This is a genomic window from Pseudomonas sp. NPDC087690 (assembly GCF_044743175.1).
Lineage (GTDB): Bacteria > Pseudomonadota > Gammaproteobacteria > Pseudomonadales > Pseudomonadaceae > Aquipseudomonas.
This window is the reverse complement of the sequence record NZ_JBIUVX010000015.1, coordinates 20,166-44,492: the sequence shown is the minus strand read 5'-3', so window position 1 is coordinate 44,492 and position 24,327 is coordinate 20,166. Positions and strand designations below refer to the sequence as shown.

Annotated in this window: 14 protein-coding genes; 5 read left to right on the top strand and 9 right to left on the bottom strand. The window is 59.8% G+C overall.

From position 1 onward, the window contains the following. Nucleotides 1–79 precede the first annotated feature (79 nt). On the top strand, nt 80–1,495 hold the full coding sequence (locus ACIPIZ_RS16395) for an acetyl-CoA carboxylase biotin carboxylase subunit (RefSeq protein ID WP_025112637.1): 1,416 nt from the start codon (nt 80–82) through the stop codon (nt 1,493–1,495). A gap of 11 nt (nt 1,496–1,506) precedes the next feature. Continuing rightward, the gene (gene oadA, locus ACIPIZ_RS16390; RefSeq protein ID WP_105704709.1) at nt 1,507–3,315 is read left to right on the top strand and encodes a sodium-extruding oxaloacetate decarboxylase subunit alpha; all 1,809 of its coding nucleotides are present in this window, start codon (nt 1,507–1,509) and stop codon (nt 3,313–3,315) included. 183 nt (nt 3,316–3,498) lie between these two features. On the opposite strand, the gene ACIPIZ_RS16385 is transcribed toward oadA, so the two are convergent. Together ACIPIZ_RS16385 and ACIPIZ_RS16380 are read right to left on the bottom strand one after the other, a co-directional pair. Continuing rightward, nucleotides 3,499–4,671 carry an autotransporter domain-containing protein gene (locus ACIPIZ_RS16385; protein WP_401166095.1) on the bottom strand — a complete coding sequence of 391 codons (1,173 nt, stop codon included), beginning with the start codon at nt 4,669–4,671 and terminating at the stop codon, nt 3,499–3,501. A gap of 486 nt (nt 4,672–5,157) precedes the next feature. After that, a complete protein-coding gene (locus ACIPIZ_RS16380) occupies nt 5,158–8,115 on the bottom strand; it encodes an autotransporter domain-containing protein (RefSeq protein WP_401166093.1) in 2,958 nt (985 codons plus the stop codon). 263 nt (nt 8,116–8,378) lie between these two features. Here ACIPIZ_RS16380 and ACIPIZ_RS16375 point away from each other — a divergent pair, with 263 nt between their 5' ends. Next, nucleotides 8,379–8,657, top strand: coding sequence for a helix-turn-helix transcriptional regulator (locus ACIPIZ_RS16375; RefSeq protein ID WP_105704706.1), 279 nt, complete (start codon nt 8,379–8,381; stop codon nt 8,655–8,657). Nucleotides 8,658–8,689: 32 nt separating this feature from the next. On the opposite strand, the gene ACIPIZ_RS16370 is transcribed toward ACIPIZ_RS16375, so the two are convergent. Beyond that, nucleotides 8,690–9,526, bottom strand: coding sequence for an amino acid ABC transporter permease (locus ACIPIZ_RS16370; protein WP_105704705.1), 837 nt, complete (start codon nt 9,524–9,526; stop codon nt 8,690–8,692). Beyond that, on the bottom strand, nt 9,523–10,344 hold the full coding sequence (locus tag ACIPIZ_RS16365; RefSeq protein WP_401166091.1) for an ABC transporter substrate-binding protein: 822 nt from the start codon (nt 10,342–10,344) through the stop codon (nt 9,523–9,525). Before ACIPIZ_RS16365 ends, ACIPIZ_RS16370 begins: the two co-directional genes overlap by 4 nt. Before the next feature lie 113 nt (nt 10,345–10,457). On the opposite strand from ACIPIZ_RS16365, the gene ACIPIZ_RS16360 reads away from it, so the two are divergent. Continuing rightward, nucleotides 10,458–11,357 carry a homocysteine S-methyltransferase family protein gene (locus ACIPIZ_RS16360; RefSeq protein ID WP_401166089.1) on the top strand — a complete coding sequence of 300 codons (900 nt, stop codon included), beginning with the start codon at nt 10,458–10,460 and terminating at the stop codon, nt 11,355–11,357. 113 nt (nt 11,358–11,470) lie between these two features. Here ACIPIZ_RS16360 and ACIPIZ_RS16355 read toward each other — a convergent pair whose 3' ends face one another. Genes ACIPIZ_RS16355 through ACIPIZ_RS16345 form a run of 3 tightly spaced genes read right to left on the bottom strand, consistent with a single transcriptional unit; the run spans nt 11,471 to nt 13,235 of the window. Next, entirely contained in the window at nt 11,471–12,142 is a 672-nt protein-coding gene (locus ACIPIZ_RS16355; protein ID WP_401166087.1) for a GNAT family N-acetyltransferase, read from the bottom strand. Between the two features lie 12 nt (nt 12,143–12,154). Beyond that, entirely contained in the window at nt 12,155–12,601 is a 447-nt protein-coding gene (locus tag ACIPIZ_RS16350) for a GNAT family N-acetyltransferase (RefSeq protein ID WP_064389620.1), read from the bottom strand. A 10-nt stretch (nt 12,602–12,611) separates the two neighbouring features. Beyond that, nucleotides 12,612–13,235, bottom strand: coding sequence for an FMN-binding negative transcriptional regulator (locus ACIPIZ_RS16345; RefSeq protein WP_401166084.1), 624 nt, complete (start codon nt 13,233–13,235; stop codon nt 12,612–12,614). A 92-nt stretch (nt 13,236–13,327) separates the two neighbouring features. On the opposite strand from ACIPIZ_RS16345, the gene ACIPIZ_RS16340 reads away from it, so the two are divergent. After that, the gene (locus ACIPIZ_RS16340; protein WP_105704701.1) at nt 13,328–14,881 is read left to right on the top strand and encodes a PLP-dependent aminotransferase family protein; all 1,554 of its coding nucleotides are present in this window, start codon (nt 13,328–13,330) and stop codon (nt 14,879–14,881) included. Nucleotides 14,882–14,894: 13 nt separating this feature from the next. On the opposite strand, the gene ACIPIZ_RS16335 is transcribed toward ACIPIZ_RS16340, so the two are convergent. Both ACIPIZ_RS16335 and ACIPIZ_RS16330 read right to left on the bottom strand, forming a co-directional pair. Then, nucleotides 14,895–19,493: a hypothetical protein gene (locus ACIPIZ_RS16335; protein WP_401166083.1), complete on the bottom strand. Its 4,599-nt coding sequence runs from the start codon at nt 19,491–19,493 to the stop codon at nt 14,895–14,897. Between the two features lie 145 nt (nt 19,494–19,638). Then, the gene (locus ACIPIZ_RS16330; protein ID WP_401166082.1) at nt 19,639–24,210 is read right to left on the bottom strand and encodes a dermonecrotic toxin domain-containing protein; all 4,572 of its coding nucleotides are present in this window, start codon (nt 24,208–24,210) and stop codon (nt 19,639–19,641) included. Between the last annotated feature and the right edge of the window lie 117 nt (nt 24,211–24,327).

Below are 24,327 nucleotides of genomic sequence, written 5' to 3'. Positions count from 1 at the left end.
CGACTAAATTGAAACATTTGGTCACGCGTCGACCTGGGTCTAGCAGGTCGTGGTGCCACCGGCTCAAGGGAACCTCCAAGTGATAACAAAGATCCTGATCGCCAACCGTGGTGAGATTGCCGTACGAATCGTGCGAGCCTGCGCCGAAATGGGCATTCGCTCGGTTGCGATTTTTTCCGACGCCGACCGCCATGCCTTGCATGTGAAGCGTGCGGACGAGGCCCACAGCATCGGTGCCGAGCCACTGGCCGGTTACCTGAACCCGCGCAAGCTGGTGAACCTGGCGGTTGAAACCGGCTGTGATGCACTGCACCCGGGTTACGGTTTCCTCTCGGAGAACGCCGAACTGGCAGACATCTGCGCTGAACGCGGAATCAAATTCATCGGCCCGTCGGCAGAAGTCATTCGCCGCATGGGCGACAAGACCGAAGCGCGCCGCAGCATGATCAAGGCCGGTGTGCCGGTCACGCCGGGCACCGAAGGCAATGTCGCCGACATCGAAGAAGCCTTGGCCGAGGGCGACCGCATTGGTTACCCGGTCATGCTCAAAGCCACCTCCGGTGGTGGCGGGCGCGGCATCCGTCGCTGCAACAGTCGCGAAGAGCTCGAACAGAATTTCCCTCGAGTGATTTCCGAAGCGACCAAGGCCTTCGGTTCTGCCGAAGTGTTCCTGGAAAAATGCATCGTTAACCCCAAGCACATCGAAGCGCAGATTCTCGGCGACAGCTTCGGCAACGTCGTGCACCTGTTCGAGCGCGACTGCTCGATCCAGCGTCGCAACCAGAAGCTCATCGAAATCGCCCCGAGCCCGCAACTGACTCCAGAACAGCGTGCCTACATCGGCGACCTGTCGGTGCGTGCGGCCAAGGCGGTGGGTTACGAGAACGCCGGTACCGTGGAGTTCCTGCTCGCCGAGGGCGAGGTGTACTTCATGGAGATGAACACCCGGGTGCAGGTGGAACACACCATCACCGAAGAAATCACCGGGATCGACATCGTCCGCGAGCAGATCCGCATCGCCTCCGGCCTGCCGCTGTCGGTGAAGCAGGAAGACATTCAGCACCGTGGTTTCGCGTTGCAGTTCCGCATCAACGCCGAAGACCCGAAGAACAACTTTCTGCCGAGCTTTGGCAAGATCACCCGTTATTACGCCCCCGGTGGCCCGGGCGTGCGCACCGACACGGCAATCTACACCGGCTACACCATTCCGCCGTTCTACGACTCGATGTGCCTGAAACTGGTGGTCTGGGCGCTGACCTGGGAAGAGGCGATGGACCGTGGCCTGCGCGCGCTGGACGACATGCGTCTGCAAGGCGTGAAGACCACCGCCGCGTATTACCAGGAAATCCTGCGCAACCCGGAATTCCGTAGCGGCCAGTTCAATACCAGCTTCGTTGAGAGCCACCCGGAACTGACCAACTACTCGATCAAGCGCAAACCCGAAGAGCTGGCCCTGGCCATCGCCGCCGCCATCGCCGCCCACGCAGGCCTGTGAGGAATACAACAATGTCCAAGAAAATCTTCGTAACCGATACCATCCTGCGCGACGCTCACCAATCGCTGCTCGCCACCCGCATGCGCACCGAAGACATGCTGCCGATCTGCGACAAGCTCGACAAAGTCGGCTACTGGTCGCTGGAATGCTGGGGCGGCGCGACCTTCGACGCCTGTGTACGCTTTCTGAAAGAAGACCCGTGGGAGCGTCTGCGCCAACTGCGCGCGGCGCTGCCTAACACCCGCCTGCAAATGCTCCTGCGCGGGCAGAACCTGCTCGGCTACCGCCACTACAGCGACGACGTGGTCAAAGCCTTCGTCGCCAAGGCTGCGGTGAATGGCATCGACGTGTTCCGTATCTTCGACGCGATGAACGACGTGCGTAACCTGCGCGTGGCCATCGAAGCGGTTAAGGCTGCCGGCAAACATGCCCAAGGCACCATCGCTTACACCACCAGCCCGGTGCACACTATCGATGCGTTTGTGGCACAAGCCAAGCAAATGGAAGCCATGGGTTGCGACTCGGTGGCGATCAAGGACATGGCCGGTCTGCTGACCCCTTACGCTACCGGTGAACTGGTTCGCGCGTTGAAAGCCGAGCAATCGCTGCCGGTGTTCATCCACTCCCACGATACGGCTGGTCTGGCGACCATGTGCCAGCTCAAGGCTATCGAAAACGGCGCTGATCACATCGACACCGCGATCTCCAGTTTCGCCTCGGGCACCAGTCACCCGGGCACCGAGTCGATGGTCGCCGCGCTCAAGGGCACCGAGTACGACACCGGTCTGAACCTCGAACTGCTGCAAGAGATCGGCCTGTACTTCTACGCCGTGCGCAAGAAGTACCACCAGTTTGAAAGCGAATTCACCGCCGTCGATACCCGTGTGCAAGTCAACCAGGTGCCGGGCGGGATGATTTCCAACCTTGCCAACCAGTTGAAAGAGCAGGGCGCCCTCAATCGCATGGCCGAAGTGCTGGCGGAAATCCCGCGCGTGCGTGAGGACCTCGGCTTCCCGCCGCTGGTGACCCCGACTTCGCAGATCGTCGGCACCCAGGCGTTCTTCAACGTCTTGGCCGGCGAGCGTTACAAGACCATCACCAACGAAGTGAAGCTGTACCTGCAGGGCGGTTACGGCAAGGCGCCGGGCGTGGTCAACGAGAAACTGCGTCGTCAGGCAATCGGCAGCGAAGAAGTCATCGATGTGCGTCCGGCCGACCTGCTCAAGCCGGAAATGACCAAGCTGCGTGCCGATATCGGCGCATTGGCCAAGTCGGAAGAAGACGTGCTGACCTTCGCCATGTTCCCGGACATCGGCCGCAAGTTCCTCGAAGAGCGTGCCGCCGGCACCCTCACGCCGGAAGTGCTGCTGCCGATCCCGGAGGCTGGCAGCGTTGCGTCGGCGGGGGGCGAAGGCGTGCCGACCGAGTTCGTCATCGACGTGCACGGCGAAACCTACCGCGTCGACATCACCGGTGTCGGCGTCAAGGCCGAAGGCAAGCGTCACTTCTACCTGTCCATCGACGGCATGCCGGAAGAAGTGGTGTTCGAACCGCTCAACGAATTCGTCGGCGGTGGCAGCAGCAAGCGCAAGCAAGCTTCGGCACCGGGCCATGTCAGCACCACCATGCCCGGCAACATCGTCGATGTGCTGGTCAAGGAGGGCGACACCGTCAAGGCCGGTCAGGCTGTGCTGATCACCGAAGCGATGAAGATGGAAACCGAAGTCCAGGCGGCGATTGCCGGCAAGGTCACCGCGATTCATGTGGCCAAGGGCGATCGAGTCAATCCGGGCGAAATTCTGATCGAGATCGAAGGCTGAGATAACGGCCGCGATCCAACGCTTTAAACCTCGGGGGGGCATGTGCTCCCCTTTTTTTTGCCTGGATTTTTGCCCTATGGGAGCTGCCGCAGGCTGTGATCTCTTGATCTAGGTTTTTATTAATCCAAAACAACATCAAAAGATCGCAGTCTTCGGCAGCTCCTACAGTGAGCGTTGTGTCTGTTAGAACGCCATGCGCCATTGGCCCATCACGCCGTGAGAGCGGCTCTCGGTGCCGAAGTCACCGGTCACGCCCACGCCGAGGGTGTGGTTGGACGATAGGCCAAGATCCAATCCTGCGTCCACGGCCAGACTGTTGCGATCCAGTTCCGCCCCCGTCACCGCGAAGCGCTTGCCACCTTTGACCAGTTGCTGACTCGTGTCACCCTCGAGCTCGCCGTACAGGTGTTTCCAGCCCGCACTGAATCTTGGGGTCAGGCTCATGCCGTTATTCAACTGGCCGGTTTTCGCTGCGCGAAAGCCCAGCGTGGTGCTGAGGTTGTCCCGGGTTTGCCCGAATACTTTCAGTGCCGCATCGCCACCTTTTTCCGTGTAGCTGTCGCGTTGATAGCGTTGATACCCAAGACTGGCGAAGGGTTCGAAGGTCAGGTTCTGGCGACCGAGGTTGAAACCGATTTCGGCAAAGGCTTGTTGGGTATTCGCGTCGTAGCTGCCCTTGAGGCGGTCACTGAAGCCGTTGAATGCGACCCGGCGTTTGCTGCTGCCGTCGTGGCTGCCATAGGTGGCGCCGAAGCGCAGTGCCAGCGGCCCGTCCTGACGTACGGCGTAGGCCCCGAGGTGCCAGCTGTCGAGGTCGCCGTCGTATTGACGGGCGTCGAGGCGGGTCTGGGATTTTCCGCCAAGCAAGCCGAAGTGCCATTGCTCGTTCAGACGCCAGTCGGCGCCCATCACCAAACCTTGGGTGGCGTGTTTCAAGGTGCTGTCGAACTCGCGGTCGACACTGCCGCCATGCCCGAGCGCCTGAATCCACACCCGTCCGCTTTGCGCACCTTTGCTGGCCTGGCGTGGTGAGTTGCCGTAGTTGTAAGCGGCGCCGTTGCGGTTATCCAATTGGCGCATGGCCGACAGCATGCTCGCGCTCACCGGGGTGACGCTGCTCAATGTGGCTTTGGCGAGGTTGGCATTGCTGCCGGCGGCGAGTTGTTCGAGGGCCACACCGGACGTTGCGTGGTTGGCGTCGAGCAGGGCAGTGATCGCGGCGTTTGAGGGCGTGGCAGGAAGAGTGGGTTTTTCCAGTTGGGCAGGTGCCTGAGGATTCTGACCTGGTTGAGGTTCTGACAATGGTGAATGTTTTTGCTCGATGCTGTTGAGGAGCGCCTGACCCGTTTGGCTCATCTGCGCTTCTGTAAGCGATACACGGTCCGGCGTTGGCGTTGGCGTGCCGGGTGGTGGAGGGCTGGCCGGTGTCGTTTTCTGATCGATCGCCTCCACCACTGTGGGAGCTGCCGATGTATCGGTGGCAGGTTTTGGCGTTCTCTTGCGAGGCTTTTTGGGTGTGTCTTCAATAATGCTTTCGACGACCTGAGTATCTTGCTGTTGTGCGATGGAAATTTCGGTCCATGCCATGGTTAGTGCAATTGCCAATGCAAGATGGTGAGGGCGGAATGTATGTTGAGCGAACATCGAGTCGAGCCTCTTTAGACAGAAGACTCGACTCTAGGAGCCTGGCAAAAAAAACGATGTCAGCTACTTCCCGCAGCTCCGCGGGCAGCTTCGGATGGTTTTGTAGAAATCTCCCACCAGAAACGCAAGGGATGTTTTTACATGGTTTGCTCGGTGACTTTTCTTACAACCAACCAAGACAGCGCCGACTATTCATCATCAGAAACTCATCTGCCATTTACCAATCAAGCCGTGGTTACGGCTGTCGCTGCCAATCTCGCCGCTGTACCCGACCCCCAGCGTCTGCCGCGCGGAAATGCCCACATCCAGTCCAGCCTCGAGCACCAGACTGTCCCGATCCAGCGAGCTGCCATCGACACTGAACGCCGTGCCACCGACCACAAACGCCTGTCGCGTCGAACTGCTGACATCGCCATAGGTGTGTTTCCATCCGGCGGCCATGCGCGGCGTCACGCTCATACCATTGTCGAGGCTGCTCAGGCGCGCCAGTCGCAGGCCGAAGGTGCTGCTGAAGTTGTCTTGCGTCTGACTGTCGACCTGCAGGGCGGCGGCGCCTCCCTTTTCCTGGTAGCTGTCGCGGTGGTAGCGCTGGTAGCCGAGGCTGGCGAAGGGCTCGGCGCTGAAGCGGCCGCTGCCCATGGCGTAACCCAGTTCGGCGAAGGCTTGCTGGCTGTCGGCGTCGTAATCGCCTTTCGGTCGGTCGCTGAAACCATTGAAGGCGATGGTCCGTTTGCTTTCACCTTGATGGCCGCTGTACGCCGCGCCCAGACGCAGGGAAATCGGGCCGTTGTGATGCAGTGCGTAAACACCGGCATGCCAGCTCTCGACGTTGCCATCGACGCCGGTCGCGTCGAGCTCGGTTTTCGAATAGCCGCCGAGCACGCCCAGACGCCATGCCGAATCCAGTGCCCAGTCAGCACCGAGCACACTGCCCTTGGTGCGTTGTTCGAGACCGCTGCTGCCGTGTTCGCCATCGAGCTTGCCGTAGCCGCCGATACCTTGCAGCCAGAGGCGACCGCGCGCATTCGGGTCGTTCAGGTTGCGCGCTTCCGAGGGCACGCCATTGGCTGCCAACACGGGCGTCTCGCGTTGATCGAGACCGACCAGCAAACCCGGACTGCCGCCCATTTGTTGCATGGCCGAGAGCATGCTGCTGCCGACCTGGCTACTGGCGCCGAGGGTGGCGCTGGTCAGGCTGGCGTTGCTGGCGCCGGCCAGTTGCTCGATGGCCGCGCCGGCGCTGCTTTGAGTGGTGTTGAGCAACGCGTTGTACAGCGCATTGTTTTTACCCATGGAGGCGAGGCTGTTGGCGGCGTTGCTGCCGTTGCCGGTGACCGCGAATTGATTGAAGGCGACGTCGTTGCGGGTGTATGTCAGATCAACCTGGGTCGGCGTGTAGGCGAGGGTCGGCGTGAGAAACGCATAGTCGCTGGTCACCCGGCCGAACGTGCCGTTGACCTGCGCGGCCTGCAACACGGTGTATTGGCTCTGCCACGGATAAGTACCGGCGCCGGGATTCACCGCGAGGGTCGCACCGTTCAGATTGGCGATGCCGCCGACCTGCACAGGCGCGCTACTGCCATCGGCGTTGACGCCATAGGCGAGGGTGGACGCGTTGCTCATGTTCAGGTCGTGAACGACGGTCGCCCGGCCAAGGCTGGTATCCGTGCGCAAGGTGCCGTTGACGTTAAGGCTGCCCACCGAACCGCCACCGGCATATACGCCGCCCGCGTCGATGGTCAGGCTGCCGGCAATACCACCCTGGTTGATCAGTGTCGCGCCGTTGCGCACCGTGCCGCCGTCGCTGAAATCACCACTGCCTGTGAGTGTCCACGCACCTTGCTTGACCTCCAGCCATTCGAAGTTGCGACTGGCGCCGAAGCTGCCGCCGGCCACATCGTCCATCACCACTCGGTCGTAACCGCTGCCGCCATCGACCACGCCGATGAAGCGGCTGCCATTGCGCAAGGTCAGATTGTCGTTGCCGCCACCCAGGTCCAGCGCCAAGCCGTTGCTGCCGCTGATGGTGCCGCCGTTGATCACGCTGTCGACGAACTCACCGACGAATTTCACGCCGAAGCCGTTGAGGCCTTGAATGGTGCCGAAGTTCTCCAGTGTGGTCGCCGCGAGCCCCGAGCCGCCGCTGCCATCATCGACCAGAATGGCGCTGTCGGCGCCGCTGATCAGCGCGCCGCTGGCGTTGAGGATGTAACCACCGCCGAGCGCAATCCCTTCACTGCCATTGGCGAAACCGCCCTTGTCGACACCGCCGGCACCGACGCCTTGAATGGTGCCGTAGTTTTCGATGTGGGCGATCTTGTCGATGTCCACGCCGTCGCCGTCACCGTTCGCCTGCAAACCTGAGTAAGCCCCGGTGATGGTGCCGTGGTTGATCACCGTGCCGTCGCCATCGGAGCCGAAACCGGAGCCGTTGCGCCCGGTGATCTGCCCATAGTTGACCAGGGTCGCGCCGAGGTCGGTGGTGATGCCGTGACGGCCACCGGAAATCACCCCGTAGTTGGTCACACTGACGCCGCTCGCGGAATCGATATCGATGCCGTCGAATTTCTCGTCGGCATTGTGCGAATCGCCGGTCGAAATCTCGCCATAGTTGCTGATCGTCGCATTCGCGCCGGTCTTCATGCCGTCGCTGGCGTCGCCGCGAATCAGCCCGCCGACGCGGTTGATAATGGTGGTCTTCACGCCGTCACTGCGCAGCGCATCGAGGTCCAGTCCCTGGCCGGTGGTGGAGCGAATCACACCGCTGTTGTCGATCAACAGACTGCCGCTGACAAAATTGCTGTCGATGCGCAAAGCATCGTTGGCGCCGAGAATCTGACCGCCACTGCGGTTGTAAATCGTGTAATTGCGCGCCTGGTTCAGATCGCCGCTGCTGTCGATGGCCCGGCCGCCGGTGGAAACGATTTTGCCGGCGTTATCGATCACCACACCCGCATCGCTGGTCTTGTCTTTCAGGCTCACGGCCTTGCCGCTGTTGGTGATACTGCCCGGCGCCGAAATCGTTAGCGTGTCGCTGCCACCCAGTGCTTGCGCTGCCGTGGTGGCGGTGTCGATTTGCACGGTTTTGCCGTGGGCTGCCGTGGCGGTGACCAACAGGGCAATGGCGAGGGACAGACGCTGGGGCGGGAACGGCATGGGTCGACGGCCTTTTTGTTATAAGCGGGCCGTCCTGTATAGCGAAGGGTTTTTACAGAATGATGTCGGTGGTTGATCTGCATTGTTTTGCATCTTCAGCGCTGAAACATATTAATTTCTGCATTTTGTTGCAGTTTTTTTGCCTGTTCCTCTCATTAGGTGCAGTAAGTTTTGATTCAAACGCCGAAGCACTCACATCAATGAATCCCCACCCCATTAATGTTTATTGAGCCTTTTGCGGCGCTCGAAGATTGGAGAGGAAAATGGTAATGACAGTTCTCGAACGCATGGCGCTCATCGAAAGCATTCAAGAGGCGCTAGCCGACGGGACATTGGAAATCAGCGAAGCCGTCCGCCGTTTACGAGTGGAGGTGACAGGGCTGCATCAAATCCAATTCGCTAAGATGTGCAAAATTTCGGTCCGCACGTTGATACACATAGAGCACGCTGAGGGTAATCAGACGTTGAGGTCGTTGGACTCGATATTCCGATTGTTTGGGATGAAAATGGGCATGGTGCGGGTACGCCGAGAGACCAATTAAAACCCGACGCAGCCCGCAAGGTGCCAATCGCCCTAGCTCCGCCGCACGTAAGCCTTGCCGTAATGCCGCTCCATTCGCGCCTGAATCAACTCCAGCCCGATCGACATCAGCCAGTAGATGATCGCCGCCGTCGTCAGCATTTCGATGTAGCGGTAGCTTGAGCGCCCGTATGACTGCGCGAGAAACATCACTTCCCAGACGCCCATCACCGAAATCAGCGACGAGTCCTTGAGCATCGAAATGAACTGGTTGGTAGTGGGCGGGATGATCGTGCGCATGGCTTGCGGCAGGGTGATGCGCCAGAAAATCACCGTCTCGCGCATCCCCAATGCCAGCGATGCTTCGCGTTGGCCGTAGTCGACCCCGAGGATGCCGGCGCGAAAGATTTCACTGAGATAGGCGCCGTAGTTCAATGACAAGGCGATTATGCCGGCGACGATGGCGCCGGGCACGATGCCCAATTGCGGCAAACCCAGGTAGATCAGCAGGATCTGGATGAGCAGTGGCGTACCGCGAAAGAACGAGGTGTAAAAACTGGCAATGCCGAACGCCACCGCGCTTTTCGACAGGCGTGCCAATGCTGTGATGAAGCCCAGCAGGGACGAGGCAACAATCGAGCACAGACACAGGAAAAGCGTCAGCGCCGCACCCTGCAGAAAGCCGTTGGGCGCCAGATGCAAGCCGACCAGATTGGGCAGCTTGTCGAGGATGATCGAGAACTTCAGGTCGAAGCTCAGGAAGAACCCGGCGAACAGGCAGACCAACGCTGCCCAGGTCAGGTACAGCCGCGTACGAAAACCAAACAAGCGTTGCAGGCGTGACTCAGCCACCGGTTGCGGTGGCTGTGGCGGTGTCGGGAAAGAAGTCATTGGCTGATATCGGCGCCGATCCATTTTTGCGACAGCTTGCTCAGGGTGCCGTCCTGTTTCAGTTGCGCGAAGACTTCACGCACCTTGGCGTCCCATTGCGCATCGCCCTTTTCGATGGCCACCGAGTTCGGCTCCGAATACAGCGGCGCGCCGGCCAGTTTGAAGCGCTTGTCTTCGTTCAGGCGTGGCTGCGCGGTGACGAGGTTAGTGAGGATGGCATCCAGGCGCACGCCAGCCCCCAGGCCCAGATCCTGGAAGGCGACGTTGTCAGTATCGTACGGAGCGATCTGCACATCGTCGAACGGGTACTGCAACTGCGTGTCTTCAGCGCCTTCGATGACTAGGTTCTTGTTCAGATAGCTTTCGTAACTGGACGCGCTGGTGAGGCCGACTTTTTTGCCACTCAAATCCTTGGCAGCGTGGATCCGCTCATCCTTGGCATTGACCACGATCACTGCCGGCGAAGCGTAGTACTCGACCGGGAAGTCGAATACCTCGGCGCGGGCCTTGCTCGGCGTCATCGAGCAGATGCAGATGTCGTAGCGCCCGCTCCAGCGGCCGGCCGCAATGACGTCCCAGGACGGCGTTTCCAGTCGCAGCTTGACACCTAACTTGTCAGCCACGGCTTTGGCGACATCTACGTCGAAGCCATCCAGTTGATTCTGGTCATTGAGAAACGAGAACGGTGGATAGCTTTCCATCAGCACACCGACCAGCTCTTTTTTCTGCTCGATACGATCCAGCGTGGCGCCAGCAAAGGCTTGAGTGGAAGCGGCCAGAATCGTCAGGCCCAGGGCCAGTAGCGGTTTAAATTTCACAGTCGATCCCTGGGTAAAAAAGAGGTTGTTTTTAACGGAATGGTGCGTATTAAATAGTTATAAGAACGACTCTGATAGTGAGTTATTTTCATAAGCATATGAGTGAAAAGCATATGGGCGCAGGCAGCACGATTATTCTCGATGGCGGCATGGGCCGTGAGTTGCAGCGCGCCGGAGCGCCATTTCGTCAGCCGGAGTGGTCGGCGCTGGCATTGAGCGAAGCACCGCAAGCGGTCGAGGCGGTACACGCGGCTTATATCGCCAGTGGCGCCAATGTGATTACCACCAACAGTTATGCCGTGGTGCCGTTCCATATTGGTGAAGAGCGTTTCGCCGCTGAAGGGCAGGCGCTGGCAGCGTTGGCCGGTGAGCTGGCGCGGCGTGCGGTGCAAGCCTCGGGGGAGTCCGTGCGGGTGGCCGGCTCATTGCCGCCGCTGTTTGGCTCCTATCGTCCGGATCTGTTCAACGCCGACCGAGTGACCGAGTTGCTGGCGCCCTTGGTCAATGGCCTGGCACCGCATGTTGATCTGTGGCTGGCGGAAACCCAGAGTTCGATCATCGAGGCGCGAGCCATACACGCCGGGTTGCCGAAGGATGGCAAACCGTTCTGGTTGTCGTTCACTTTGAAGGATGAAAACACCGATGAAGTGCCGCGCCTGCGCTCTGGTGAGCCGGTCGCCGAAGCGGCGGCGGTGGCGACTGAGTTGGGCGTCGAGACGTTGTTGTTCAATTGCAGCCAGCCGGAAGTGATTGGCGTAGCGATCGACGCGGCACGTGAAACCTTCGAGCGTCTGGGGGTGAACATTCATATTGGCGCTTACGCCAATGCATTTCCGCCGCAGCCCGAAGAGGCCACTGCCAATGACGGACTCGATCCGTTGCGCGAAGACCTCGATCCACCGGGTTACTTGCACTGGGCGATTGATTGGCAACAGCGCGGTGCCAGCCATTTGGGCGGTTGCTGCGGGATCGGGCCGGAACATATTGCGGTGCTCGCACAAAAGCTGGGCTGAAAACAGATCAAAAGATCTCAGCCTGCGGCAGCTCCTACAGGGTGAACGTCAATCCCGTGTAGGAGCTGCCGCAGGCTCGGGCCGCGTTCGGACGATCTTTTGCTTTCAGATAATCAGGAACGGCACTCAACCAAGCCTTTCACCTGCCCGTCGGGTGTCTGATTTTCGTCGGACAACCACTGCTCGAACCCTGCCGCAATCGCCGGCCACTCGCCATCCAGAATCGAGTACCACGCGGTATCGCGGTTCTGGCCCTTGACCACCATGTGCTGGCGGAACACCCCCTCAAAGCTGAAACCCAAGCGCTCGGCGGCGTACTTGGAGCGGGCGTTGCCGTTGTTGCATTTCCATTCGAGGCGGCGGTAGCCAAGGTCGAAGGAGTGCTTGGCCAGCAGGTAAACCGCCTCCGTGCTTTTCGGCGAGCGCTGCATCGGCGCGCCGAAGGTGACGTGGCCGATCTCGATGCGACCTTGGGCCGGGACGATCGACATCAGGCTGAGGATGCCTTGCACCTGAGCGCTGGCGCGGTCGATGACAGCGAAAAAATACGGGTCGCTGGCAGCCGCGTGGTTGTTGAGCCAAGTGTTGAAAACGTTACGTTCCGGGAAGGGGCCATAGGGCAAATAATCCCACAGCTTCGGATCGGCACCGGGGCCTTCGAGAGCGGCGAACAGCTCGTCGGCGTGACGCGCCGGGTCGAGTCGTTCCAGACGGATGAAGCGTCCTTCAAGCAGGGTGGCGGTGGGGGCGGGGACGCCTTTCCAGTCGGCCGGTGAAATGCTCATGCGTGCGTCTCCTTAAATGGCTTTGCGAAACTGGATGAAACCCGGGCGTTCGGCGATACGCTCGTAGAGCTGGATCGCGGTAGCGTTGGTTTCGTGGGTCAGCCAGTGCACTTTGCCGCAGCCGTCAGCCTTGGCGGTGGCGTAAACATGTTCGATCAGCAGACGGCCTACGCCGGTGCCTCGAGTTTCTGGAGCGACCAGCAAATCTTGCAGGTAGCAGGAGTTTTCGATGCTCCAGTTCGAGCGATGATAGATGTAATGCACCATGCCCACGGCTTTGCCATCGGCCCAGGCCAATGCCGCGTGGGTCGGTTCGCTCGGGTCGAGAAAGCGTTGCCAGGTGCTGTCGGTGACCGCGTCCGGCAGTTCGGTGTTGTAGAAACGCAGGTAGGCCTGCCACAGCGGCAACCAAGCGGCGCGGTCGGCGGCGCTGACCTGGCGAATCTCGATCTGACTCATGGTGATTTCCTTAGCGCATCAAGCGGGCGAGGGTTTGGTCGTTGATTTCGGGGCTGGCAGCGAGGCCTTCGCGCACGCCGGCAATGTCCTCGGCGCTGCGGTTCTGGCTGAGTTTGCGCTTGCCCTCGAGACGGTCGATAGGAATGGCGAATCCGACAATGGCTTTGAGCATGCCGTCGATGTAATCGGCAGGCGCGTCGTCGACTGACCACGGCTGGGCGCGGCCGGCCTCGTGACGGTCGGTGAGGGTGCTGACGATGTCGAGCAGACGCCCGCCATCGCTGAAGGTTTCGGCGTGGCCATAGGCATGCACGGCGATGTAGTTCCAGGTCGGCACGACTTTGCCGTGTTCGGTCTTGCTCGGGTAAAAGCCCGGGCTGATGTAGGCGTCGGCGCCAGCAAAAATCAGCATGGCTTCGGCGCCGTCGCGCAGGTCTTTCCACTGTGGGTTGGCGCGGGCCAGGTGCCCGTACAACGTGCCGTACTCGCCTTGCTCGCAATGCAGCAGCACCGGCACATGGCTGGCTTGCAGACCGTTTTCGCCGTGGGTGACCAGAATCGCGAGGCGAGTGGCGAGGATCAGTTCGTGCAGTTGGGACAGTTCTTCGATGGCAAAGGCGCGTGGCGTGTACATGGACAGATTTTCCTTGGCGAATGCCTGCATCCTAGGCAGGCTATTGGTCTGTTGTAAGAGCCATTGATGACCAATTTCATAGGTCCATTGCCATGCCTGAGCAAACTGCCCTTTCGATGCCATTCAATCCGGCCGGAATCGAGCTCGATCGCCGTCAGGGCTTGAGTCGTCAGCTCTATCAGGCTTTGCGCCTGCGCGTGCTGGATGGACGTCTGGTCAGCGGTACGCGTTTGCCGGCCAGTCGCGATCTGGCGAAGGCATTGGCCATCTCTCGCAATAGCGTGGTGCGCGCCTACGATCAGTTGTATGCCGAGGGGTTCATCGAGGGGCGAGTAGGGGACGGCACTTACGTTGCGCAATTACCCCAAGCGCCAAGCTCGCCGAAAAAACTATCCACAAAAGTATCCACAGGGTTTTCAACAGGCTTACCCACAGCCTTATCCACAAATTGGCTGGATTTACCTGTTGTTTCATCCAGTAAAGTTATCCACAGCGATACGTTCGCACGTATAGAAAAGAACCATTTGGCCCTGCCTCCGAGTGGTCCGCCCCGTGCTTTTCGCGTCGGTGTGCCCGCGTTTGATCTGTTTCCTTTTGAGGTATGGGCCAAGCTCAACGCGGCTTTCTGGCGTAAACCGGATTTACAGCAACTGTGTTACGGCGATCCGGCAGGCGATGCGCGATTGCGCGGCATGATCGCGGCCTATTTGCGCAGTTCGCGCGGCATGCAGTGTTCTGCTGAGCAAATTCTGATCACCAGTGGTGCGCAACAGGGCATTAGCCTTTGTGCACAGCTGCTGGTGCAACCCGGCGATGTGGTCGGGATCGAAAATCCGGGGTACCGGGCCGCCGGTCACGCCTTTGCGGTAGCGGGCGGTCGCTTGCATGGCGTGCCGGTGGATGAAGAGGGCATCAATTGTCGCGCATTGGCTGAAGTTGCCGATTGTCGGCTGGCCTATGTCACCCCCTCCCACCAGTACCCGACCGGAGTTGTGATGAGCCTGGCGCGCAGGCTGGAGCTGCTCGCCTGGGCTGAGCGCAGCCAAGGCTGGATCATCGAAGACGACTACGACGGCGAGTATCGTTACAGCGGCGCACCACTGGCCCCGCTGGCGGCGCTGGATCGTCAGGGCCGTGTGATTTACGTCGGGACATTCGGCAAGGTGGCATTTCCGGCATTGCGCCTGGGGTATCTGGTGTTGCCGGTTGGGCTGGTCGAAGCTTTCGCCAGGCGGCGAGCGGTGGATGTGCGCCATTCCGAGGTGAGCACTCAGGCGGTGATGGCTGAGTTCATGGCCGCTGGGCACTTTCAACGGCACATCCGGCGCATGCGTCGTGCTGCCCTGAGCCGGCGCGACTGCTTGCTGGCGCATTGGCCGGGAGATATTGCCGACGTTGGCAGCTTGCCGGCGGTAGCCGCAGGCTTGCACCTGACGGTACCGGTGGCGAACGTCGCCCGCGAAGGTGAGTTGATTGCCCTGGCCGAACAAGTGGGTGTCGAGGTCAATGGCCTGAGTAGCTATTGGTTACCCGACTCGCCTCGACCGGCGCAGCAGGGCGCCGGGTTGGTACTGGGCTTCGCCGCGGTGCCGGAGCCGCAAATTGAAGCGGCTCTGGCACGCTTGCGCAGTGTCTGGTGTGAGTGACCGCATCAGGGTTTTACGCTTCGGCGGGGCCCGCCTGTTGAGGATGAAGAAACAGATCCCGTACCGCTGGAGTGACGATCCGGCGCAGCAGATTATCCACCGCATCGAAGTGCTCCAGCTCCTGGCGTGATTTGCTCGGCAGATTTTGCAGATAACTGTCGGCAAACTTCAGGTGCGCGGCAGTGAAGTGCTCATCCGGATCAGCCAGTTTGTCGTAATGGAAGTGTGCGACCCAAAGGGTTTTGTTCTGGCGGCTGATATCGAGGATCCGATATTCCTGAAAAAAATCTTTGCGTTGTTTCGTGCGAATGCGGCCACGCTCGTCTTTGACGATCTGCACCAGATTGTGCTCGTGTAACCACTGCAGATAGCTTTCTCGCGGCCTGCGGCCGGTAAGCATACTGCCGTAGATACTGATGCCTTCGCCGCGCAAACGTGTCGCGGCCGTGCGCAGTTCGCTAGCCAAAGTTGCAATCGGAAAATCGGCACTTCTGCGCGCAAATATTTCATCGACACTCACCGCCGCCTGATCGAGGCGAGTGGCCTGTTGATCGAACAGATCTTTCATGTCAGCCGGAATTCGCGAGGGTCGTTGCGCATCGATGCGCAGGCGTTTGATGAACGCTTCGAGTCCGGCGATCATCGACATGGCGTTGTCCACCAGCGGTTCGTCGCCCAGAGCCGTTACAGGTAACATGCGCCTGGCCGGAGCGCGCACGATAGGCATTTGCTCGACTACCGGCGCGGGTTCTGGAGCAGCCCTGCGAGGTTCGATGACCTGTGGCCGTGCCCGGTTGACCCGCCCGACCGCGCGCGAAGCCGCGGGGGTCGGTTCGAGTCTGGCCATCGCCGCAAGCGGAAGCTCTTCAGGTTCCGGCAATGCCTTGAGCAGGGCCTCACGTGCCATCTCATGAAACCCTTCCACCAACTGCTGAACCCGCAGGAAGCGTTCGGTTTGCAGTTGCGCGGCGGAGCTGTCGAACACTTCTTGCAGGCGCCGTTTGGCATCGGCCAGACGGTCGACCAGCGCACTGAGCCTCACGACCGCCACGGCTTGTGTCTCGGCAGGTTGTGCCCTGTTGCGGCGCTCGGCCAAACCATGCCCGGCGTCGGCGGCGCCCTCGAAAATCGGCACAATCAGTTGCCGTAGCGGATCCAGAGTGCTGTCCGGTGCATCGCGCAATGACAGCTCGATGGACATACCGATTTCATTGGCGTGCAGGTCTCGACGCGAGAATGAAGGCAGCAGCCTCCTGAGGTCACCCGCGACGTTCTGGGTTGCGCCGGAGTGATGGTTGAGCCTTTCGAGCGAAGCGTGCAGTTGATCGAGGCGTTCGACCATTTCGTCGCTTACGGCAATGGCGTTGCGTCCCGCGGTCATCTGGGTCTGGCGTGAACGGGTTTGCGCTGGCTCTGCCGGGTTGATCTGTGGCAAGACGATTTTTGCGTATTCGCGCAGCTTCATGCGCATCCAGCCGCTGAGGAAGCGATGCTGTTCGACGGTCATGCGCATCAGTTGCGATTGATAAAACACCCCGGCACCGCCGGCTTCACGCCACTGCTCCAGTGTCGCCAGCGCCCCGGTGTAGGAGCTGGCGAGCTCATCGGCCTTGGTGATGTAGAGCGTGATTTCAGCCTCGGACAGCGGTGCTTGCTCGTCAGCCTCGTTCAGGGGCTCCAAGGCTTCGCTCAGGTCGGCCTTGCGTCCGGCTTCCTGTTCGATGAACCGATGCAGTACCTGCCACGTGTCAGCCTTGCGCTTGGCCTTTTCGCGGCGTAGCGCCTCGATCCTCCCGGTCGGTCCACCGCCGCGCAAGCGCAACCTCAGTTCCCAGTGCCAGCGAGCAGCTTGCGTGTCGAAACGGATGCTCAAACCCGGATGAGCAGGGTCGGCGGGATCAAGGGCGAATACAGGCTCGTCGACTTGTGCGCTGACTTGAAACCAGCGCTCGCCAACCTGGGCATAGAGCTTGCCTTCGGATGCATAGAGATGATCGGCGTTGGGACGCGCTCCTTCGGGGAGGGAGGGTTTGGTCACCTTCATATGATCGATGGTTTTCAAAAAGGCGCTTTGCGAGTCGATGCGCGTCAGTTTCGCCGGCGCCAACAGGGAAAGATGAGCCTCGGGCAGTGGAGTCGTGATGGGCGTGTTGTCATGCGTAATCTTCGGTTCCTTGCGTAGCAGCGGCGCAGGAGGGGGCAATTCTGTGCCCGACGCATGCTTGAGCGCTGTTTTTTCACTCCGCGGGCTGGAAAGCCGAAGCCGGCGAACAGCGATGCGTTGCCCAAGCAGAATGCCCAGCGTCAGCAGAACATCACCGATCGATGACCATTGAGCATACGTATCACCCTGCTCGTGGGCATCCTGCGCCTGCTGGATCTGGGCGATGGTTTGCCAGACCCAGACAGCGGTGCCTGCCGGGCCGCTGAGAAAATTGGCAGCGACGCTAAAAATCGCCCAACTGCTGTCTGCCAGGATCGCCCAGCGGCGCTCGGCATTGGAGGTAGACTGGCGATCGGCAAGATCAGCCAGCGCCTGGCTGTGGCTGGTGAACAGGGTTGTGTAAATGTCAGCGCTCAGCGGCGTGTCCGCGAGGTTTACGGCGGCCGTCAGATCGAGGTGGATGAAGGGTTCGAAAGCCAGCTCGGTAATGGTCCACGGCGAGGGCAGGCCGCTCGAAAAAACGTATTGGGCGTAGTCGAAACTCAAGGATCGGTTGGGCAGCCAGGCCAGTACCGAGTCGCGCAGTTCGCCGGGTTGGTAGAGCGCATACAGCATGTTCTGCGCAGAGGGGAACTGCCGCAACGGTTGATCCAGCAGTGGCCGATAGAGCAGGCAAGGGCCGTCCTTACCCGCAGGTGGGCCGATGATATACATGTTCGCGACGGTGTCGGGGGTGCTGCCCAAACGAAAGCGCGGCATGAACGCCAAGGGGCGGATCTGCACAGGCCAGTCAGCGACGGCGCTGTTATCGGCAATCGATTTGACCAACTGGCGAACCTGGCGGTAACCCCGCTCGTCGACATCGCCCTGGCGCTTGAGTTTGCATTCCAGCGCCAGCAGCGGCAGCAGCAGTGGTAACTGCCGGCAGTAGCGGGTCTGGTAAAGACGCGCCTGTGGCGCATCGTCGATCAAACTGGTTTTGATCAGTTTCGGATAATTTTCGCCGATGTTGACCTTGTCTGCCAGACGCACCAGCAGATCCACGGTCAGCCAGCCCGGTGTGGGCGTCGCATCAGCGTAGGCGATCTTGGCGAGGTAGGGCCGGATGTTATGCAGAGCGAATTCGCCAAGTGTCTGCACGCGAGTGCTGAAGGGATCGGGCAGGGTCAATCCGCCGGCCTCAAAGCTCTGGGTGACGGTGATCCGTACTTGATCCGGACGCAGTAGTGCTGTTTCTTTGGCGGGCCTGGCGGCAGTAATGGCTTCGCGCATCTGCTGTTGGGCATAGTCGGCGATAAGTGCAATCTTGTTGACGTCGAATGCATCGCTGTCGGCGTCTCTGAGCCTGCCCAATTCCGTCAGGTATCCGCTGTAGGTCTGGATATCGTCCAGTGATCCGGCAATCAGCCAGTCGGGGATGGCCTCGTCGAGAAGTCCAACGCGTCCATCGCCGGCTATCTCCTCACGGCCACTGTGCTCTTGAGGCGAAATGAACCTGATCAGCGGCGAGCGGCTCATCGGGTCAAGCGCATCGATCGAATCGATCTGGCAGCTCACCAGTGCCCGAACCAAGGCATCAAAGATATTGCCATCGGGTTCATACAGTCGCCATTTCAAGGTCTGACCGCTCAGCTCCATGTCGATTCGCTCAGGCAGGGTGGCGCCCAGCTCCGCCAGCGAGCTGAACGATTCAAAGCCTTCATCGATGGTGTACATCGTGACCAGCTCCCGGCTGCCCAGCTTCGCCGTCAACACCAGCGCACCGGCGACCATCAGATGCCGGGTCCGATTGGCCTCCGCGAGTTCGAAGGCGAGGTCGAGATCGATCAGGCTGGCACGCACATCAGACAGGCCTGCGTGGGTTGTTGCGCGCGAGGCTTTTTCCGGAAATGCCGAGACATGGCGTGCCAGGCTGCATTCGTTGGTATCCCAGCCTTTGATCGACTGCACATCAAGGGTTTCTTTCAGGGTGTCAGCCAGCTGTTGCCAGCGCGGTATTTCTTCTTCGGTGGCGTTCCAGTAGTCCAACTGGTTTTGGGCGAAAGCAAGAAACAATGCCGGCGCATTTTCGTTGAGCATTTCACTGATCGCATCCATACCGACGGGTAAATGGACCGGGTCTTCCATCTCGGGCGCCAACGTCAGAAAGTGTTCACCTTCTATGTAGTTGGCAGTCTCGCCGGTAAACGCCAAGCGCGCCAATACGTGGGGCAGGGATTCGAATCGGCTGCTGTGACTGAGCATTTTCTGCCCTTGCTGGTGCCAGACAGGAGTCATTAACATGATGTCGTCCGGAGCGACCTGTAATTGCGCAAAGTTTTTCTTCAGGGCTTTGCGCAGCATCTCTACAGCAGCCTCTTGCAAGGTCGGTCCGCCGCTGGTCTGTTCCACCAGTCGGCTTTTTTTGAGCAGCGGCGGGGCGATGATCGTTCGGGTAGATTCACTCATTGGGTAGACACCGGTTAGAAGGTGGACGGTGCGGCAAATGCCGCCTGCCACGGACATTAGCGAGGCGTCCAACAGCACGGGTGGTAGATATATATAGGATGAAAAAAAAGCCCGCACATGGCGGGCAATTGATCCGGTTGAGTGATCAGGAAAAGAACAATGAAGCGGCCTGGGCATGGCTTATGACGCTGCGGTGGATGGCGATCAGTTCCTGATTACTGCGGCCCTCACGCTCGACATAGGCACCGCCCAGCCGACGCTGCTCGACGGTTTTCAAATGCGCGGCGGTGAATGACGGCAACGGGTCGTCAAGGTTTGCGTAGTGGAAGTGGGCGTACCACAGGACTTTACCGCCCTGCTTGTCGAGAATCGGGTATTCGAGCAGATAGTCTTTGCGTGGGCCTTTGAGCCGGCGGCGTTCGGTGGATCGAGTAATCGTCACTTCTTGCTTGCTGTACAACCATTCGACTCGCGCCGCAGTCGGGGGCTGCTGTTTGGTAAGTTCAATCCTTGCGGTTCGACCCGTGGCATAAAGGGCTGTGGCTTCGCTTTCGAGTTGCTGACGCACTTCGGTGGCGGAAGCGGTTTTGCTTTCGACGTGATTGCCAGAGGTAAGTGCTTTGTCGATCTTGTCCATGGCATCGCGCAGGCGCGTGGCGTGCAGATAATAGATCTCCTCTATCTCCGTGGGATTGCGTTGCGCCCGTGCCATGTGTGACTGGGTGCGCTGCCTGAAGGCTGGCAGTTCGTCGAGCAATTCCCTGGCGCTCTGCAGGCTCTTCGAAAGCCCGGGGCCTGGCCTTGGCAATCCGACCGGTTTGGCAGGTACTCTCTCGACCCAGTTGCCCGGGGTTTTTTCGTGAAAAGTGGCAATCACTTTACCGGTCAATGGCGCCACCACATCGACCAGATCGCCGTCCTGCCCGCCGTCACTGCGCCTTGGCTGACCGACCAGTGTGCCTTTGTAGCGGGTCTTGATGATTTTACGCGCGGGGGGCTGTGACGATTTCGATGGTCCGGCGACCGGCTCCACCAAACGTTGCTCGCGCAACAGATTGGACAGGTGCTGTACGGCATTCTGATGGAATTCGCCGACGTGGCGCTTCACTTGCTCCAGTCGTTCGCTGATCACGTACTGTGGATATTCACTGACCAGATCGCCGAACCTCTGATCGATGACGTCGAACTGTTCCACCAGATTGTTCATCGCCTCAACGCGCTCACCGAGCTGGTTGAAACTTTCTTCGGCGCTCAGGTCGATTACGCTCTGAATGTTCAGAGAGGCATCCTCGACGAGGCTTTCCAGGGCGGCACGTGCACCCTCGCGAAACTCTCCCGCTTCGGCCGACAGACACAGTTCCTGGCCCAACGTGATTTGCAGCATCTTCAAATCTTCCAGCGAGAAACTGGGCAGCCTGGCTTTGTACTGACGGGCGACATCGACGGCTTCTTTGCCGAGCAGGTTCAACTCGGCGAAACGGCTGTGGGCAAATTCTATTTTGTCGATGATGCCCTGCGTCAGCTCAGCCATCTTTGCGAAAGGTTCGGAGCGGTCTGCAGCAGCCTCGCTGGCGTCCTCGTCAAGCAGCACGAGTGTCTGCGCAAGGCTTTCGCGAAATGCCGTGTAGGTCTCGTCGATCCAGCCTTGCATGAGGAACAATTGCAGGGAAAGGCGTTCGAGCATTGCGCTGCGGTAGTTGGGTATCGCCTCAAGCAGATTCAGCGCTTTCAGGCTGTCGATGTTAGCGCTGTATTCCTTTGCTTGAGCGTCGAGCGTATCGAGAAACGTCTGCCGGGCACTTTCAGCATTTTGTTCGGTGGCCTCCAGCATGGCGCGTCGAACGTTGACCAACTCGCTGCGCTTGCCAGCCAGGCCGGCGTCGAATACAGCAATGTCGCGTTTTTTCTGCTCTAACTTCTTCGCATTCTGTTTCAACAATTTTTGGCGTTGACTGTTGAGGCCGCCGGCGCGCAGGCGCAGGCGTAAATCGACAAACCATTGCCCACGCGCATTGGCGAGCAACAGCGGACCGGTGCGCATGGGTTGCTGGCGCGTGTCGATGATCTGCACATCTTCATTGTCATTGAGACCGACTTCGAACCAGCGTTCGCCGACCTTGGCGTACCACTTTTGCCCGGCGCTGCGAAGATGGCGGTACGGGCCTTCGGTCGCGGCTGTTGCCAGTGGTTCCGGTCGGTTCACCTTCAGGCTGTCGAGTACCGTGCCCAGGTTCGAAGACGATTGTTCCAGGGCTCCGAGCACGTGCAGCGACAGCTCGTGATTGCCCGGCAGTTCAGCGCCACTGATGTCCGCAAGACGATTGAAGCGAATGCTCGCGGGCGCTGCGGGTTTGCTGGCTGGAGGGGTTTTCTCGGGGAGAACGCCGGATGGCGCTCGCTGCGGTTGCTTGCGTGTCGCCGCTCGATGCGCGAGCGCCATGCCCAGCGACAGCAGGATGTCGGTCAGCGCGGTCCAGGGCACGGGTTGCTGCTGGTTTTGTGCATCGGTGACCTCTTGCAGGTCGTCCATTATTTGCCAGATCCACGCCGCAGTACCGACGCTACGCCCCAGAAACGGCAGCGCCGCATTGAACAGTGCCCAGCCACCGCGCTTGAGTGTGGCCCAGCGGGCTTCGACATTCGACACCGACACGCGATCGGCCAAAGTGATCAGTGCCTCGGTGTTGGTTTTGAACAGGCTTGCCAATACTTCCGGCTCGATCACCTGGCCAGACATAGTCACGTTTGCACGGTCATCTGCCGAGCCGGGATCGATCAACAGTTGCGGAATGGTCCACACCGAAGGCAGGGTTCCGGGAAAAACGTATTGCGAATAATCGAAGCGTACCTTGTCCGGCAACCAGGCCAGTACCGACTGGCGCAGTGTGGTCGAATGCTTGATCGCATACAGCAGATTTGTCCTTGACGGGTATTGCAGCAGCGGTACATCGAACAGTGGACGATAGAGCAGACAGGGCCCCTTGTCCGCATCGCGTGGGCCGATCACGAACATGTTGAGCACTTCGTCTGCGCTATCGCTGGCCTTATCACTTTTGACGAACGCCAGCGGGCGCACGACGATATCCTCGCCATCGACACGCCTGTCCGTTGGTTCCACAGCCAGCGCCGCCACGACGTAGCGATAACCTTGTTCATCGATACCTGCTTCGCCGCGGATCTTGTGTTGCAGCGCCAGCAACGACAATTCAACGGGCAATTGACGACTGTAGAGCTGCTGCAGGCGTGCAGCCTGGGTTTTGTCTTCGACCAGGCGCTGCTCGAGCAACTGCGGATAGGTCTTGCCGATATCGACCGACGTGACCAGGTTTTTCAGGTAGGTGGCGGTCATCCATGTCGGCACCGGTGTCGAACTGTTGCGGTAGCGCACCGACAGGTCGCCCAGTGGCAGGCCGGCGAGATTCTGCAGCGCCAGATCAACCAGGGACAAGGTCAGGGTCTGCGGTTGCTCCGGTGCGACAAACGTGCCCCAGACCACAACGCTGGTATCGGTTATTTCCACGTCTTGCAGCTTGAAGTCCTGGGTCGGTGTGCGATCGATCGCCTTTTTCAGCTTGTCGAGGGTAAAGGCCTGGATATCGGGGATTTCGCTCTGAAAACTCTTGCCCGAATTCTGCTGCTGCACGGCCACCAGATCCAGCAGGTGCCGGCTATACCGGGTCTGGTCTGCGGGCGAGGCATTGTCCAGCCAGGACGGCAGGGCGTGTTCGGTGTGGGTGAAGCGACGGGACAGGTTTGACTCGGCGGCCGGGCTGGCACCGCTGCCCAGATGGGCGAGAGCAATCGAGTCATTTCGACTTTTGAAAAAGTCGACCTCGCCGATCGCCTGGGCTTCCAGCGCAATCAGCGCGCAGGCTTGCTGATCGAAAAAATTGCCTGTTGGCTCGAATAGCCGCCATTGCACTTGAAGCGCATCGGCGCCGGGCTGCAGAGGCCACTGCAAGGACTTTTCCAGGTCGGTAAAGCTGTCGAAGCACTGGAATCCCTGAGGAACCGAATGCGTGAGGATGATGGTCCGTTCGCCTTTGCTGCCGAGCAGAACAGCCGTGTCGAGGACATTGAGATGGCTACGGTCGGTGGTATCGCCCAGATCAAGATCGATCAGACAGGTACGAGTCTGATAGGTGTCCTCGAGCGCTCGTTCGGTTTTGTCCGGGTTCTTGAAAACGCCTAGCGCCATTGCCCGTTGATCGGCATCCCAACCGTTGTCGGCGCTGACGTTCCAGACCTGCTGCAAGGTCTCTGAAAGTTGGTGCCAGCGCGGCACGGAAGGGCTGATGGTTTCGTTCCAGTAGTCGATCTGCTGTTCTTCCAGCGCCGTGAGCAGCAGCGGGGCGAGTTCGTTGAGCAAGGCGCCAACCGCTTCGATGTCTACGGGTAACTGGACACAAGGCATGACGTCCGGTTGTTCGGTAAGAAAATGTTCGCCGTCAATGAGCGTGATCGCGGTGCCAGACAGAGCCAGCCGTACCAGTGCATCGGTGAGCGACTCGAAATGGTAAGGCCCCGCGACGATTTGCCGGCCATCGGAGTGCCAGGACGGCGTGGCAACAATGGCCAATGTCGGATCGATGACCTGTTGCGGGTATAACTTTACTAGGGCAGGAAGCAAGGCGTTCGCTGCCACTTCACTGAGCGACGGGCCACTCACCAGTTGGCTGAGTACATCGATGGCGCTGGGCGCCGGTTTCTCTGACATGACCATATCCTTGGCTGACGTTTGCGGCCGCTGCGATGCGCAGCGCCGGACGACAGCACGTTAGGTCAGTGGCCGTGGCGGCAGGTGGTACATAGTTATCGCAGGCAAAAAAAGACC

Coding starts and splice junctions, on each gene's coding strand:
- oadA (WP_105704709.1), top strand. CDS start 1,507: ATGTCCAAGAAAATCTTCGTAACCGATACCATCCTGCGCGACGCTCAC.
- ACIPIZ_RS16385 (WP_401166095.1), bottom strand. CDS start 4,671: ATGAGCCAAACGGGTCAGGCGCTCCTCAACAGCATCGAGCAAAAACAT.
- ACIPIZ_RS16380 (WP_401166093.1), bottom strand. CDS start 8,115: ATGCCGTTCCCGCCCCAGCGTCTGTCCCTCGCCATTGCCCTGTTGGTC.
- ACIPIZ_RS16375 (WP_105704706.1), top strand. CDS start 8,379: ATGGTAATGACAGTTCTCGAACGCATGGCGCTCATCGAAAGCATTCAA.
- ACIPIZ_RS16370 (WP_105704705.1), bottom strand. CDS start 9,526: ATGACTTCTTTCCCGACACCGCCACAGCCACCGCAACCGGTGGCTGAG.
- ACIPIZ_RS16360 (WP_401166089.1), top strand. CDS start 10,458: ATGGGCGCAGGCAGCACGATTATTCTCGATGGCGGCATGGGCCGTGAG.
- ACIPIZ_RS16355 (WP_401166087.1), bottom strand. CDS start 12,142: ATGAGCATTTCACCGGCCGACTGGAAAGGCGTCCCCGCCCCCACCGCC.
- ACIPIZ_RS16350 (WP_064389620.1), bottom strand. CDS start 12,601: ATGAGTCAGATCGAGATTCGCCAGGTCAGCGCCGCCGACCGCGCCGCT.
- ACIPIZ_RS16345 (WP_401166084.1), bottom strand. CDS start 13,235: ATGTACACGCCACGCGCCTTTGCCATCGAAGAACTGTCCCAACTGCAC.
- ACIPIZ_RS16340 (WP_105704701.1), top strand. CDS start 13,328: ATGCCTGAGCAAACTGCCCTTTCGATGCCATTCAATCCGGCCGGAATC.
- ACIPIZ_RS16335 (WP_401166083.1), bottom strand. CDS start 19,493: ATGAGTGAATCTACCCGAACGATCATCGCCCCGCCGCTGCTCAAAAAA.
- ACIPIZ_RS16330 (WP_401166082.1), bottom strand. CDS start 24,210: ATGTCAGAGAAACCGGCGCCCAGCGCCATCGATGTACTCAGCCAACTG.